This is a genomic window from Sphingomonas sp. LT1P40 (genome assembly GCF_036663835.1).
GTDB lineage: Bacteria > Pseudomonadota > Alphaproteobacteria > Sphingomonadales > Sphingomonadaceae > Sphingomonas.
The window spans coordinates 235081-249423 of record NZ_JAXOJT010000002.1 but is presented as its reverse complement, the minus strand read 5'-3'; the positions used below and the strand labels follow the sequence as shown (position 1 = coordinate 249423).

General features: G+C 65.8%; 19 protein-coding genes. 17 read left to right on the top strand and 2 right to left on the bottom strand.

The window, feature by feature from the left end; translation table 11 throughout:
* Positions 1-5 precede the first annotated feature (5 nt).
* The 17 genes from U1702_RS12590 (at position 6) to U1702_RS12510 (ending at position 13277) form a co-directional block, all read left to right on the top strand.
* A complete protein-coding gene (locus U1702_RS12590) occupies positions 6-1262 on the top strand; it encodes a glutamate-5-semialdehyde dehydrogenase (protein ID WP_332725130.1) in 1257 nt (418 codons plus the stop codon).
* A 31-nt stretch (positions 1263-1293) separates the two neighbouring features.
* Positions 1294-1557 (top strand): CopG family ribbon-helix-helix protein, encoded by a 264-nt coding sequence (locus tag U1702_RS12585; protein WP_332725128.1) that lies wholly within the window; start codon positions 1294-1296, stop codon positions 1555-1557.
* Positions 1545-1832 carry a type II toxin-antitoxin system RelE/ParE family toxin gene (locus tag U1702_RS12580; protein WP_332725126.1) on the top strand — a complete coding sequence of 96 codons (288 nt, stop codon included), beginning with the start codon at positions 1545-1547 and terminating at the stop codon, positions 1830-1832. The genes U1702_RS12585 and U1702_RS12580 overlap by 13 nt, the downstream gene beginning before the upstream one ends.
* Entirely contained in the window at positions 1829-2449 is a 621-nt protein-coding gene (locus U1702_RS12575; protein ID WP_332725124.1) for a nicotinate-nucleotide adenylyltransferase, read from the top strand. Before U1702_RS12580 ends, U1702_RS12575 begins: the two co-directional genes overlap by 4 nt.
* Positions 2436-2864, top strand: coding sequence for a ribosome silencing factor (gene rsfS / locus U1702_RS12570; RefSeq protein ID WP_443026843.1), 429 nt, complete (start codon positions 2436-2438; stop codon positions 2862-2864). The genes U1702_RS12575 and rsfS overlap by 14 nt, the downstream gene beginning before the upstream one ends.
* A 12-nt stretch (positions 2865-2876) precedes the next feature.
* Complete coding sequence (locus U1702_RS12565) at positions 2877-3299, top strand: 23S rRNA (pseudouridine(1915)-N(3))-methyltransferase RlmH (protein ID WP_332725120.1); 423 nt, start codon at positions 2877-2879, stop codon at positions 3297-3299.
* Positions 3300-3302: 3 nt separating this feature from the next.
* A complete protein-coding gene (locus tag U1702_RS12560) occupies positions 3303-4493 on the top strand; it encodes a murein hydrolase activator EnvC family protein (protein WP_332725118.1) in 1191 nt (396 codons plus the stop codon).
* A gap of 61 nt (positions 4494-4554) precedes the next feature.
* Positions 4555-5898, top strand: coding sequence for a S41 family peptidase (locus U1702_RS12555; RefSeq protein ID WP_332725116.1), 1344 nt, complete (start codon positions 4555-4557; stop codon positions 5896-5898).
* 4 nt (positions 5899-5902) lie between these two features.
* Complete coding sequence (locus U1702_RS12550; RefSeq protein WP_332725115.1) at positions 5903-6370, top strand: disulfide bond formation protein B; 468 nt, start codon at positions 5903-5905, stop codon at positions 6368-6370.
* Complete coding sequence (locus U1702_RS12545; protein ID WP_332725113.1) at positions 6367-6900, top strand: demethoxyubiquinone hydroxylase family protein; 534 nt, start codon at positions 6367-6369, stop codon at positions 6898-6900. Before U1702_RS12550 ends, U1702_RS12545 begins: the two co-directional genes overlap by 4 nt.
* 19 nt (positions 6901-6919) lie before the next feature.
* Positions 6920-7318, top strand: coding sequence for a hypothetical protein (locus U1702_RS12540; RefSeq protein ID WP_332725111.1), 399 nt, complete (start codon positions 6920-6922; stop codon positions 7316-7318).
* A 49-nt stretch (positions 7319-7367) separates the two neighbouring features.
* On the top strand, positions 7368-8801 hold the full coding sequence (locus tag U1702_RS12535; RefSeq protein WP_332725109.1) for a hypothetical protein: 1434 nt from the start codon (positions 7368-7370) through the stop codon (positions 8799-8801).
* Positions 8802-8837: 36 nt separating this feature from the next.
* A complete protein-coding gene (locus U1702_RS12530; protein WP_332725107.1) occupies positions 8838-10085 on the top strand; it encodes a putative DNA modification/repair radical SAM protein in 1248 nt (415 codons plus the stop codon).
* Positions 10086-10147: 62 nt separating this feature from the next.
* Positions 10148-10630: a hemerythrin domain-containing protein gene (locus U1702_RS12525; RefSeq protein ID WP_332725106.1), complete on the top strand. Its 483-nt coding sequence runs from the start codon at positions 10148-10150 to the stop codon at positions 10628-10630.
* Positions 10631-10642: 12 nt separating this feature from the next.
* Positions 10643-12019 carry a UdgX family uracil-DNA binding protein gene (locus U1702_RS12520; RefSeq protein WP_332725105.1) on the top strand — a complete coding sequence of 459 codons (1377 nt, stop codon included), beginning with the start codon at positions 10643-10645 and terminating at the stop codon, positions 12017-12019.
* A gap of 68 nt (positions 12020-12087) precedes the next feature.
* The gene (locus U1702_RS12515) at positions 12088-12405 is read left to right on the top strand and encodes a hypothetical protein (protein WP_332725102.1); all 318 of its coding nucleotides are present in this window, start codon (positions 12088-12090) and stop codon (positions 12403-12405) included.
* Positions 12402-13277 (top strand): hypothetical protein, encoded by an 876-nt coding sequence (locus U1702_RS12510; protein WP_332725100.1) that lies wholly within the window; start codon positions 12402-12404, stop codon positions 13275-13277. Before U1702_RS12515 ends, U1702_RS12510 begins: the two co-directional genes overlap by 4 nt.
* On the opposite strand, the gene U1702_RS12505 is transcribed toward U1702_RS12510, so the two are convergent.
* Both U1702_RS12505 and U1702_RS12500 read right to left on the bottom strand, forming a co-directional pair.
* Positions 13270-13785, bottom strand: coding sequence for a YceD family protein (locus U1702_RS12505; protein ID WP_332725098.1), 516 nt, complete (start codon positions 13783-13785; stop codon positions 13270-13272). The two genes, U1702_RS12510 and U1702_RS12505, sit on opposite strands and share 8 nt — an antisense overlap.
* Positions 13782-14300 (bottom strand): ubiquinol-cytochrome C chaperone family protein, encoded by a 519-nt coding sequence (locus tag U1702_RS12500; protein WP_443026842.1) that lies wholly within the window; start codon positions 14298-14300, stop codon positions 13782-13784. The genes U1702_RS12505 and U1702_RS12500 overlap by 4 nt, the downstream gene beginning before the upstream one ends.
* Between the last annotated feature and the right edge of the window lie 43 nt (positions 14301-14343).

Here is a 14343-nt window from a genome sequence, read left to right as displayed (position 1 = left end):
ATGCCATGGATCAGACGCCCGAAGCCCTTATCGCCGAGCTTGGCCAGCATGCGCGCGCCGCTGCCGTGACGCTCGCCGCCCTCCCGACTGCGCGCAAGGCGGAAGGATTGCGCGCTGCGGCCGCCGCGATGCGTGTGCAGGGGAATGTGATACTCGCAGCCAACGCCACAGATGTCGCGGCGGCGGAAGCGAATGGCCTGAGCGCGGCGTTGCTCGACCGGCTGCGGCTCGACCCGGCTCGACTGGAGAGTGCGGCGGCGGGGGTCGAGGCGGTCGCGGGACTGGCCGATCCGGTCGGGCAAGTGATTGACCGCAGCGAACGCCCCAATGGTCTGCAGCTCAGCCGCGTGCGCGTGCCCATCGGCGTGATCGGCATCATCTATGAAAGCCGCCCCAACGTCACCGCCGATGCGGCGGCGTTGTGCGTGATGAGCGGCAATGCCGTGATCCTGCGCGGCGGCGGCGAGGCGGCGCACAGCAACCGCGCGATTCATGCGGCCTTTGCCCAAGGGCTTGCCAGTGCCGGACTGCCCATGGATGCGGTGCAACTGGTCCACACGACCGACCGCGCGGCGGTCGGCGCGATGCTGCGGGCGGACGGCCTGATTGACCTCATCATCCCGCGCGGCGGCAAAAGCCTGGTCGCGCGCGTGCAGGCCGAAGCGCGCGTACCCGTGCTCGCGCATCTCAACGGGATCAACCACACCTATATCGACGCCGCCGCCGATCCTGCGATGGCGCGCGATCTGGCAGTCAACGCGAAGATGCGGCGTACCGGCGTGTGCGGCGCGACCGAGACTTTGCTGATCGACCGCGCCTTTGCCGATCCCGCACCGATCCTTGCCGCATTGATCGAAGCGGGCTGCGAACTGCGCGGCGACCCGCAAGTGCGGGCGCTGGAACCGCGCATGATCGCCGCCAACACAGAGGATTGGGACACCGAATATCTTGACTCGATCCTGTCGGTGCGGCTGGTCGACGGTATCGAGGATGCCATGGCGCATATCGCCGCGCATGGATCGCATCACACCGACGCGATCGTCACCGAAGATGCCACCACCGCCGAACGCTTCCTGAACGGCGTCGACAGCGCGATCGTCATGTGGAATGCCTCCACCCAGTTCGCCGATGGCGGCGAGTTCGGTCTGGGCGCCGAAATCGGCATCGCCACCGGCCGCCTCCACGCCCGCGGCCCGGTCGCGCTGGAGGGGCTGACAACCTATAAATGGGTAGTGCGCGGGACGGGGCAGGCGCGGGGTTGAACGGCCGAATACAAATGTATACAATCGCGTCATGAGCAAAACGGCTGTCATTACCGCTCGCGTTGATCCCGATACGCTGAATCTCGTGGACCGGTTGGCGTCCGCCCAAGGGCGCTCGCGCGCTGATTTTGCAGCTGAAGCAATTCGCCGGGTCGCTGAAAGCGATGCCGATTTGATGGCGTTTATTCAGGTGGGAATCGATTCCGCAGACCGTGGCGAACTGGTTCCGCATGAAGTCGTGATGGCCGAACTTGAGGCCATGATCGCCAAGCATGAGGCGCGATGCCGCGGCTAGACTGGACGGAGCCCGCGCTCGAAGATCTTCGCGCGATCGAAGAATGGCTGAGTGAGAACGCACGCCCCGAAATAGCGCTGGTTACCTTGGTGCATATCCGTCGGCGCGCGCGCTTCCTTGAAGAATTTCCGCATGGCGGTCGGCCGATCGGCGAGGGAATTCGCGCACTCCGCGTAATCGATACGCCACACCTGATCTTGTATCGACTGGTTGGCGCAAAGTTACAGATTTTGCGCGTACAGCATGAACGCGAGGACTGGTTCGTCGAACCTTGAAACGCATCGGTCTCCTCGGCGGTTCGTTCAACCCCGCGCATCGCGGGCACCGCGCGATCTCGCTCCACGCCCTGCGCGCGCTCCAGCTCGACGAAGTGTGGTGGATGGTCTCCCCCGGCAACCCGTTGAAGGAGGCAAAGGGCATGGCCCCGTTCGCCGCGCGGATTGGTTCGGCACGAGCGATGGCGCGGCACGCCCCGATCCGCCCGACCGCGATCGAACAGCGGCTCAAGACCCGCTACACCGTCGATACGCTCACCAAACTCCCCCGGCTCTACCCCAAACACCGCTTCATCTGGCTGATGGGGGCCGATAATCTGGGTCAGTTCCATGCATGGAAAGGGTGGCGGCAAATCGCGCGACAGGTTCCGATTGCGGTGATCGCCCGTCCGGGCTATGACGCGGACGCCCATGCAAGTCCTGCGATGGGTTGGCTGCGGCGCTTTGTGCGGCCCGCACGTCAGGCGAAGAAATGGACCAAGTGGAGTTTGCCGGCCCTGGTGCTGCTGCGCTTCCGCCCTGATCCTACCTCGGCGACCCGCCTGCGCGCCGCCGATCCCGGCTGGCACCGGCGCTATCCGCTTTCGCTAAAGAACGGCACATATGACGCACGCTGAAGGAACCTCGTTGCCCGCTTCTACCCAAGTCGACCCCGCCGCCGAAAAGGCCCCTGTCCCGGAGAAAGTCCTGGTCGGCGAAGCGTTGCATCAGCTCATCCTCACCTCGCTCGACGACGATCAGGCGGTCGAAACCGTGTCGATCCCGCTCGCGGGCAAGAGCAGCATCGCCGACTATATGGTCGTGGCGAGCGGCCGTTCGACGCGTCAGGTCGCCTCGATGGCCAACAAGCTGGCGCAGAAGATCAAGGAAGAATATGGCCAGAGCCCGCGGGTCGAAGGTCTGCCGACCGCCGACTGGGTGCTGATCGACGCGGGCGACGTGATCGTCCATTTGTTCCGCCCCGAAGTGCGCACTTTCTACAATCTCGAACGCATGTGGGCGTTTGGCGACGGGCCTTCCGGCAAAGCCTGAGCGTAACGCTCCATGCTCCTGCACATCGTCGCGCGGGGGCGCATCGGGCGTGGACCCGAGGCCGACCTGGTCCAACGCTATCTCAAACGCGTGACTTGGCCGCACAAGGTGACAGAACTTCCCGATCAGGGCGGCAAGCTGCCCGATCTGGCCCCTGGCACACGCCGCATCCTCCTCGACGAGAAGGGCGAAAATCTGCCCTCGCGCATCCTCGCCGAACGACTGGGCGCATGGCGCGACGATGGCGTGCGCGAGGCCCGCTTCCTGATCGGCGCGGCGGACGGCTTCGGCGATGCCGAGCGCGCGGACGCCGATCTGCTGATCTCGTTCGGGCGCGCCACCTGGCCGCATCTGCTGGCCCGCGCGATGCTGGTCGAGCAATTGTGGCGCGCGACGAGCATCCTTGCCAACCACCCCTATCATCGTGAAGGCTAGGGCATGCGTCGTCTGAGCCTAATCGCAGCAGCCACCCTTTGCCTGACGGCAGGCGGCAGCGCGCTCGTTGCCCAAACGCCCACGCTGGCCGAACAACAAGCGCAGCTTCAGACCGCGAACAAGGCCGCCAAAGCCGCCGAAGCCCGCGTCCGCACACTACAGGCCGCTGCCGCCACCGAACGCGACGAAGCGCGTCGCGCCCGCACACGCGAAGCCGCCATCGCCGCCAGCATCCAGGCGGCCGAAGCCGAGATCGCCGCCGCCCGCGCGCGCATCGCCATCGTCGATCGCATGCTCGCGGCGCAACGCACCCGGCTGGCCGAACGGCAGGGGCCGGTCGCGCGCCTGATCGCTGCGCTGCAATCGCTCGCGCGCCGTCCCGCGATTCTCGGCATCGTCCAGCCCGGTTCTACCGCCGACATCGTCCATGTTCGCGCCGTGCTGGCGACGGTGACCCCGATCGTGCGCGCCCGCACCGACGATGTCCGCGCCGAGGTCGCTCGCACCCGCCGCCTGCGCGAGGGCGCGGATCTGGCGGTGCGCAGTCTGCACGACGGGCGCGCCCGGCTGGAGAATGAAAGGCTCGCGCTGGTCCGCATGGAGGGCGAGCACCGGCTGCGCTCGGTCGGTTATCGCCGCGACGCGATGTTCGAGTCCGACCGCGCACTGGCACTGGGCGAGCAGGCGCGCGATCTGGTCGATCTGATGGACAATATGGGCGAGGCGGCGGAAACGCGTGAGGCGCTGGAGGCGCTTCCCGGCCCGCTCCCCCGGCCCGGTGCCGAAGGGGCGGGGGCTCCCGCCGCCATCGTCCGCGACACCCGCACCCCGCCGCCGTACCGCCTGCCCGTGTCGGGCACCGTCGTTACCGGTCTTGGCGAATTGTCGGCGGAGGGCGTGCGCTCACGCGGCCTCACCCTCGCCACCTGGCCCGGCGCGCAGATCGTCGCCCCCACCGGCGGGCGGGTCATCTATGCCGGCAAGTTTCGCGGATACGGCAACATCGTCATCCTCGATCATGGCGGCGGCTGGACCTCTTTGGTCGCCGGACTCGATCGCGTGATGGTCCGCGTCGGCGAACAATTGATCCAGGGCAGCCCGCTCGGCCGTGCGCCACCGGGCGAGACGCCGCGCATTACTGTCGAGCTACGCCGTAAGGGCCGTCCGGTCGATCTGGCACAATTGCTGGATTGAAGTTCGCAGCGCCCGCATTTTCGTCTATCCTGCGTTCAGATCGTATCAGGAAAACATCGTCATGGTCCGTCCCGTTCTTCAAGTCACCGCCGCCGTCGGCGCACTCGCCCTCATTCCGCTCACCACCGGCGCAATGGCGAGCGTCGATACGTCGAGCTACCGCGAACTCGATGCGTTCATGGATGTTTATGCGCGGGTAAAGGCGGACTATGTCGAAAAGGTCGACGACAAGACGCTCATCAAGGGTGCGATCGACGGCATGCTGGCGTCGCTCGATCCGCACAGCAGCTACGTCGATGCGCTCGCGTTCGACAATATGCGCCTCGCCACCGATGGCAATTATGGCGGCCTGGGCCTGTCGGTCACGATGGAGGACGGCGCGGTCAAGGTCGTGACGCCGACCGAGGATACCCCGGCGGCGCGGGCGGGCATCAAATCGGGCGATTTCATCACGCATCTCGACGGCAAGCTGATCTATGGCGGCACGCTGGATGAGGCGATCACCCAGATGCGCGGCGAGCCGGGGACGAAGATCCAGCTGCGCCTCGTCCGTCCCGGCCGCGACAAGCCGATAGAGGTGACGCTGACCCGCGAAACCATCATTCAAAAGGCGGTGAAGTGGGAGGTCAAGGACGGCATCGGCATCCTCAACATCAACACTTTCTCCGCCACCACCGCCGCCGATATGCGCGCCGGCATCCTGGCGATCGAAAAGCAATTGGGCGGCAAGCCAAAGGGCTATGTCATCGATCTGCGCGCCAATGGCGGCGGGCTGTTGAATCAGGCGATTGAAGTCACCGACGCCTTCCTGTCGCATGGCGAGATCGTGTCGCAGCGCGGGCGTGAGAAGCCGGATATCGAACGCTGGTACGCCAAGGCCGACGATCTCGCGCGCGGGCTGCCCATCGTAGTGCTGGTCGATGCCGGGACGGCGTCGGCGTCGGAGATCGTCGCGGGCGCGCTACAGGATCATCACCGCGCGCTGGTGATCGGTGAGAAAACCTTCGGCAAGGGATCGGTGCAGACGCTGCTGCAACTCGGCCCGCGTACCGCGCTGCGCCTCACCACCGCGCGTTATTACACCCCATCGGGCAAGTCGGTGCAGGAGGGCGGGATCGAGCCCGATCTGCTGGTGCCGCAGCTGACCGATGCCGATTACAAATCGCGCCCGGTATTCCGTGAGGCCGATTTGCGCCGTCACCTGATCAACGAGACCAAGGTCGATAATGCGATCCTGGAGGAAGATACCAAGACCGATCCGCGCTTCACCGCGACACCGGAAACGCTGAAAAAGCAGGGGATCGAGGATTTCCAGCTGCATTATGCGCTGCAGACGATCGCCCGCATCGGCACCCCCGCACGCATGGCGGGCGGCGGTTCGCCGAAGAGCGGTGGCAAGCGCTAACGCCATGCCGCCGCGACGCACCGCACAGATCCTCGCGCTGCTGATCCCGCTCGCGCTGATGGCGGGCGCGCTGGGCAGCCAGTATTTTGGCGGGCTGTATCCGTGCGAAATGTGCATGTGGCAGCGCTGGCCGCATTATGCCGCGATTGCCGCCGCCGCTTTGTCGTTCGTAGTGAAGCCTGCGCGTGACACGCTGGTGTGGCTCGCGGTGGTGGGAATCGCGAGCAGCGGCGGGATCGGCGCCTTCCATGCCGGGGTCGAATATGGCTGGTGGGAAGGGTTGACCCGCTGCGCCACCAATTTCGCCAGCGGCGGCAGCGCGCTCGATTCGATCATGAACGCGCCGCTGATCCGCTGTGACGTCGCGCCGTGGGATTTTCTCGGCATTTCGCTCGCCGGATGGAACGCGATCGTCTCGCTCGGCGGCGCGCTGGTGATCGCCGTGCTGATGTTCAAGGGACGGCAAGCATGAGATGGAAACCCGGCGACCGCCGCGAAAGCGTCGAATCGATGATTCGCGTCGATCAGGCCGGCGAATATGGCGCCACCCGCATCTATGCCGGGCAGTTGGCGGTGATGGGCGACCGCAGCGACACCGCTCGCGCGATTGCGGGCATGGCGAATCAGGAGGAACGGCACCGACGCTTCTTTGATGCGTTGATTGCACAGCGCGGCGTCCGGCCGACCGCGTTGCAGCCGGTGTGGAACGCCGCAGGGTTCGCCCTTGGCGCGGCAACGGCGGCAATCGGGCCGGCGGCGGCGATGGCGTGTACGGTGGCGGTCGAGACCGAGATCGACATCCACTATCGCGATCAGCTGGCGACACTGGGCGAGGACGATCAGACCTTGTCCGATGCAGTGGCGGAGTTCCGGGCCGAAGAGCTGGAACATCGTGACACGGCGCTGGCGGCCGGAGCGGAAACGGCACCCGCCTATCCGTTGCTCTCGGCGGCGATCCGGCTGGCTTGCCGGGGTGCGATTGGGTTATCGAAACGGCTCTAGGGCCGGGAAGGAATTGACGATGAAGACGATTCTTTTGGGACTTGCCGCGGCCGTTGCACCCTTCGCGCTGCCCGGTGCCGCATCGGCGCAGAACGCGCCGCAAAATGGCGTGCTGGTCATCTATGGCGACGACAAATGCCCGACCAACGCCGATGGCGATGAAGTGGTCATCTGCGTGCGCCGCCCCGGCGAGGAGCGCTTCCGCATTCCAAAGGAACTGCGCGACCAAGAAGTCACGCCATCCAATGAAAGCTGGGCGGTGCGTCAACGCTCTGCATTGACGGCTGGCGACTCGGGTATCGGCAGCTGCACCACGGTTGGCGCGGGCGGCGGGATCGGCTGTGGCGCGCGCGAGATTCAGGCGGGCAAGGCCGAAGCCGATTCGCGCAAACGTGCTGAGAAAGTGCTGCCCGACTGATTCCGGCGACCGAGCCGATCTAACACCGCGCGAATTTCGGGGATTTTGCATGTTGTCAGCTGATGCGCGCGGGCGCTGGCGGGTTCCGGTGCTGCTGTTCGCGCTGGTCTGGTTATCGTGCGTCTGGTTCGGATCCTGGGCGTTCAACCCCAATAGTGTGACCCGAATTCTTGCGGCCACCGCGATCGTGGAGAAGGGGAACGCCCGGATCGACAGCTTTGGCGACATGACCATCGACAAGGCGATGTTCGACGGTCACCTCTATATGGACAAGGCACCGGGCATGACGCTGATGGCGTTACCCTGGGTCGCGTTGACCAATGCGGTCACCAACCGCACCAGCTTCGACATTCCCCACCGGCTGTACGATCCGACAGCGGAGGATTTCCTGCAATTGCGGATGCGCGTCGCCATCGCTTTCACGACTGCGATCCTCACCGCGCTGGCGGCGGTCGCATTGCTCGCGCTCGGCACCGGCCTGACCGGCAGCCGCGCGGCGGGCCTGTTCGCCGCCATGAGCTTTGCGTTCGGGACGACGATGTGGGGGTGGAGCACCACCTATTTCGGCCACGCCCCGGCCACCGCGCTGATCGCCATCGCGCTGTGGGCAGTGTGGCGCGGCACCAGCGGCGGTCCGCCCGGACGCCATGCGCTGATCGCCGGCTTGGCGCTCGGCTGGGCAGTCGTGATCGAACACAGCACGATCCTCACCGGTGCGCCGGTCGCATTATGGGCCTTATGGCGCATCCGGGGCTGGGAGCGGCCCATCATCCTGCGCACGATCGCTCTGACACTCGCCGGGGGCATCGTCGCGTCGATCCCGCTCTTCGCCTATAATCTCGCTACCTTCGGCAACGCCTTCCAGACCGGCTATTCGGGCGTGGTCGGATTTGAGGGGATGAAGCAGGGCTTTTTCGGCCTGACCTATCCAAAGCTCGACGTGCTGTGGGAAATCCTCGGCGGCAAGCGGCGCGGGATGATCTGGGTCGCGCCCGTCCTCGCGCTTGCCCCGTTCGGCATCTGGACCCGGTTGCGCGATCCGGCCCGCCGCGACCTCGGCATCATGCTGACCGCCGGCGCGGTGATCGCGTTCCTCTATCACGCATCCTATATCTATTGGGACGGCGGCCACGCCACCGGCCCGCGCCACGCCCAACCCGCCATCGCCTATCTCGCCATCGGCCTCGCCGCTTTCTGGTCAAGCGCCAACCGGGTCGAGAAGTGGCTGGGCATCGGATTTCTTGCCGTCAGCATCGCCCTCAACCTGATCTTCGCATCGGCCGAGATCACGGTCCCCGATTTCTACACCCAACCGCTGACTCAATATATCTGGCCCAAATTCGCGGGCGGCGACCTTCGCACGATTCCCAACGAGTTCTGGGGCTGGTCGCCCTGGGCGGGGATGGGGCTCTATCTCGCATTGGCTGGCGCACTGGCGGGAATGCTGGCGATGGCAGTGCGGCGGGAACGCCTAAGTATCTGACTGGACAGCATTCGTTCCAGAACATAGAAGGAACGAATGGCCCAGATCGACCTCCGCGAAAAGCTCGCGACTCTCGCCGATGCGGCAAAATACGATGCGAGCTGTTCGTCCTCCGGCACCGCCAAACGCAAATCGTCGGGCGGCAAGGGACTGGGATCGACAGAGGGCATGGGCATCTGCCACGCCTACGCGCCCGATGGCCGTTGCATCAGCCTGCTCAAAATCCTGCTGACCAACAGCTGCATTTTCGACTGCCATTATTGCATCAACCGCAAAAGCTCGAACGTCCGCCGCGCGCGCTTCACCGCGCCCGAAGTCGTCAAGCTCACGCTCGATTTCTACCGGCGCAATTATATCGAGGGGCTGTTCCTCTCGTCCGGCATCATCAGTTCATCCAATTACACGATGGAGCAGATCGTCGAGGTCGCGCGCAGCTTGCGCGAAGATCATGATTTCCGCGGCTATATCCATCTCAAGACGATACCGGACGCCGATCCGGAACTGATTCATCAGGCCGGGCTGTATGCCGACCGCCTGTCGATCAACGTGGAATTGCCCACCGTCGCCGGCCTCACCCGCCTCGCCCCCGAAAAATCCGCCACGCGGATCGAGGGTGCGATGAAGTCGCTCAAGACCAGTATCGACGACAGCGGCGATGCGAAGAAGAAATACCGCTCGGCCCCCAAATTCGCGCCTGCCGGCCAGTCCACCCAAATGATTGTCGGCGCGGATTCGGCGACCGACCGCGATATCGTCGGGCGCGCCGCCGGGCTTTATGGTCGCTTCAACCTGCGCCGCGTCTATTATTCCGCGTTCAGCCCGATCCCCGACGCCAGCGCCGTGCTCCCGCTCCAGCGCCCGCCGCTGATGCGCGAACACCGGCTCTACCAATCCGACTGGTTGATGCGCTTCTACGATTATTCGCCACAGGAGGTTGCCGACGCCGCCGATACCGCCACCGGCATGATGCCACTCGACATCGACCCGAAACTCGCTTGGGCGCTCAAACACCGCGCCAGTTTCCCTGTCGACGTGAACCGTGCGCCGCGCGAATCGCTGCTCCGCATACCGGGGCTGGGGGTAAAGGCGGTCAATCGCATCCTCGCCGCGCGTCGCTGGCGAAGGCTAACGCTGGCCGATATCGGACGGCTGACAGTGTCGATCACCAAGATGCGGCCGTTTCTGATCGCATCCGACTGGCGCCCCCTCGCGCTGACGGATCGCGCTGACCTGCGCACCCTGCTGGCCCCCAAACGCGAGCAACTCGAACTGTTCGCTGCGTGAGAATGAGTCGCGGGTGAAACAACTGCCCGCGCAGGCAGTTTGACCGGCGAAGGAGACACAGCATGGCCACCGACCGCATTTTCGAGGATTTGATCGCCGACCATGATCGTCAGCGCGACCTGCTCGACCGCATCGCCGAGACCAGTGGCGATAGCGAGGAACGGCGCGAGCTGTTCGAGGAACTGCGCCTCGAACTTCAGGCGCATGCCGCCGCCGAGGAAGAATCGCTCTACGCGACGATGCTCGCCAACCCCGATTTGCGCGACGAAGCGCGGCATTCGGTGTCGGAGCACAAGGAAGTCGACGACATGCTTGGCGAGCTGGTCGAGATGGAATTCTCGTCGAGCGGCTGGCTGACCCGCTTCAAGACGATGAAACACCGCTATCTCCATCATATCGACGAAGAGGAGGAGGAGATGTTTCCCGCCGCGTCGAAGGGTCTGTCGGAGGAGACCAAGAAAAAGCTCGCCGCGATCTTCGAGAAGCGCAAGCCCAAGGAACTGGCGCGGGCTGAGGATGAACTACCCGGCGATGCCCGCGAGTAAGCCGATCGCCTGATGCGGGTTGTCGCGCTCACTGCAGAGGATGATTTCGACGGCTGGCGCGATGCGGCGCGCGCGCTGGCGGCTGCGCGCGTACCACCGGCGGATGTGACATGGCAGGTCGGTGACGCCCCCACCGACCTGTTCGGCGACGAAGCCGTGCTGACCAGCGGGGGTTCGGCACTTCGCGTGCCACGCCGCTTCGTCGAACTTGCGCGGGAGGCGATCCTGCACAGCGACCCGCAGCGGTTCGCATTGCTCTACACGCTGCTCGCGCGTATCGCCGCCGACCCGCACGCGATCGACGACAGCGCCGATCCGCTGGTCCAGCGGCTCGAACGCATGACGAAAGCGGTTCGCCGCGACATCCACAAGATGCGCGCTTTCGTGCGCTTTCGTGAGCTGACCGACGATGATGCCCAGCGCTTCGTCGCGTGGTTCGAGCCCGAACATCATATCGCGCGCATCAATGCGCGCTTCTTCGTCGATCGCTTCAACTCGATGAACTGGTCGATCCTGACGCCCGACATTTCATTGCACTGGGATGGCAAGACGCTGAGCGAGGGGCCGGGCGCAACCAAGGAAGACGCGCCGCAGGACGATCCGGCGGAGGCGATCTGGAAAACCTATTACGCCGCGATCTTCAACCCCGCACGGCTCAAGACCGGCGCGATGCTGAAGGAAATGCCGCGCAAATACTGGAAGAACATGCCCGAAACCGCGCTGGTACCGGGCCTGATCGCAGGGGCCAGAGCACGGGAAATCGCCATGGTCGAAGCCGCTCGCACCGCTCCGGGCGGCAACAGCGAAGCCGCGTGGGCGGCGTTGCGCGACGAGGCCGCGACCTGCACCCGTTGCCACCTGTTCAAACACGCGACGCAAACCGTGTTCGGTGAGGGGCCGGTCGATGCCCCGCTCATGCTGGTGGGCGAGCAGCCGGGCGATCAGGAGGATCTGGCCGGGCACCCATTCGTCGGTCCCGCCGGACAAGTGCTGGACCGCGCACTGGCGGAGGCGGGGATCGACCGCAGCGCCGCGTACCTGACCAACGCGGTCAAGCATTTCAAGTTCGAGCCGCGCGGCAAACGCCGCATCCATTCCAAGCCCGATGCGGGCGAGATCACCGCGTGCCGCTGGTGGATCGAACAGGAGCGGTTGCTCGTGCGCCCAAAGGTGACGGTGGCGCTGGGCGCGACGGCGGCGCGATCGCTGCTGGGTCGGGCCGTCACCATATCGAAGGAACGCGGCCATCCCCTTACGCTGCCCGATGGCGGCGAGGCCTGGATCACCGTCCATCCGAGCTACCTGCTGCGTCTGCCCGACGAAGCCCGCAAGGCCGAGGAATATGGGGTGTTCGTTGCCGATCTTCGCGCGGCGGCGGCGCGGCTTTGACTCTCTACCGCATCCGGCGCAATCTCCCCATGGGGAACAGGCATGCGCTACGTTATCGTCGCATTGATATGGTTCGCACTGCCCGCGGCAATCGTCGCGGCGCAGACGCTCCCGCCGCCCGCGCCGGTGATGCCTGCGCCGCCACCGCCACCTCCTCCTCCACCGCCGCCCCCTCCACCTCCACCGCCACCGCCACCGCCACCGGAAGGGCAGCCGACCGACAGCGAACCGCCGCGCTGCACACAGCGCCCGCCCAAGGCGGTGCCGACCGGCAGTCGCACCGCCAGCGGCACGGTGAAGCGCGACGAGGGCAAGTCGGCCTGCCTGACCTGTCCGCCGCCCTGCGACTGAGCGGGGCAAAGGCGTTACAAGCGTTCGGCACATGACGATCGATTCGCACCATGCCCGGATTCGGCCGATCACGCGGCTGCTCGCCGAATTGCAGACCAGCATCACCGCCAATGGCGTGCGCACGTTTGACGGGCGGCTTGACCGTTTCGTCATCTATACGTTGGCGACGCGGGTGACCGGCCTGCCCGACCCGGCGACGGCGACGATAGCGCCGACCTCGGTCCATGCGCTCGCGCAGTCGCTGGGGCGACCCTATGAAACGATCCGGCGGCATGTGACGGCGCTGGTGGCCGACGGGCTGTGCCACCGGGCGGGAAACCGCATCAACGTGACGCCCGAAGGGTTGGCGCGTCCCGCCATCGCCCAGCTCCTGCGCTGGACGCACGACTGTTTCGCCCGCTTCGTCGAAGATTTGAAAGAGACCGGTGTCGCCGTGCCCGAAACCCGGCGCGCGCCCTATCATATGGCGACGGGCGTGCGCGCGGCGGCGGATATCATGCTGGCGGTCACCCAGACCAACCGAGAGAAACATGCCGGCTGGCTCGATCTGGTGCTGTTCTCGACCGTCGTGGCCGGCAATTGCCGTGGCCAGCCCTTGTCGCCCGACCCCAGCTTCGCCAGTCATCCGGTCAGCGCGCTGGCCGCCGGTCGCACGATCGGCGTCACCGCCGCCACCGCCAACCGCCATTGCGCGGCGATGGTGGCTGGCGGTCAGCTGGTCCGCGTGCGTGGCGGCTTTCTGGTCAATCCAGCCTGGCTGTCACACCCGACGGCGCAGGCGGTGACCGATAACAGTCTGCAAAATGTCCGCCGTTTGCTGGGCGTGGTCGCGGCGGCGGGGTTTCCGTTCGACGATCCCGCCAGCGCCTATTGCGATGGGCGCCCACCGCTGACGCCGATTATTTGAGCTTTTTCTTGAGCGCGGCCAGCGCCGCGAACGGCCCCGTATCTTCCTCGCTCAGCACCCCGGCATCGCGCAGCGCCGTGTCGGCGGTGGGGCCGCGCGGGAAGGGATCGAGCGCCAGTGCCAGCGTCTCCGCCACGGCTTCGCCGACGTCGATCGCACTGCCCGCAAAGAACACCGTGTCGCAATCGTCTGCGGTCAGCTCGACCTCGTCCTCGCCCGCGCCCGCTTCGGGCACGAAGCGGATCGAGAAATCCTCCTCGACAATGGCGGGGACCGGGTCGCCGCTGATGCTGCACGCCTGCACCACCGCGCCGGACAGATGGCCACGCATGACGATGCCCGTGGCATCCTGTCGTATCGTCCCGCTGGCGTGCAGCCGGTCGATCGCAATCAGCCCGAAACGGCGGGCCAGCGCCTTGCGCTCTCCCTCATCCGCATCGACCGCGACTGAGCGATCCCCCGCGCCGATCGCGTCGAGCCGGTGCGGGCGCGAAAATTCCGGGGTCATCCGGGCAGTCGCCCGGCCAGCAGCGCGTCCAACGGCACCCCGGCCAGCGCCGTATGCAGCGCCCGCAATTCCCCGGCACTATGCGCCAGAGCCGCCTCACCGGGATGTTCGCCGCGATACAGGTTGCGCAGCAACGCATCCTCAAACCCCTCGCTCGCAAGCCCGTCGCGGTACGCACCCAGCCGTCCGCCGACCAGACCCATCATCTTGCCCATCCGCTTGCCGACAACGACATCGCCGACGCCGCTCTGGCGCAGCTGGCCGTCCATATCGTCGATGAAGCATTCGGCCAATTGCGCCGATGCCGCCGCCGCTTCCTGCTCGGCCTCCATCCGCAACAGCACGATCGCCAGCACGGTTGCGATCATGTCGAATCGGCCGTTGATCGTATCCGGCACGCCGCCCGCTTCATACCAATGCGGCGCGCGTCCGTGCGCCACCACGGCCTGATACAGCGCCAGAGCGGGATTTTCCGCCTTGCGTCCGGTCAGCCGTTGCCACAATCCCATTGTCATGCTCCTCATACCCCGCTTGTTTGCGGGGGCGTGCGCGCATATT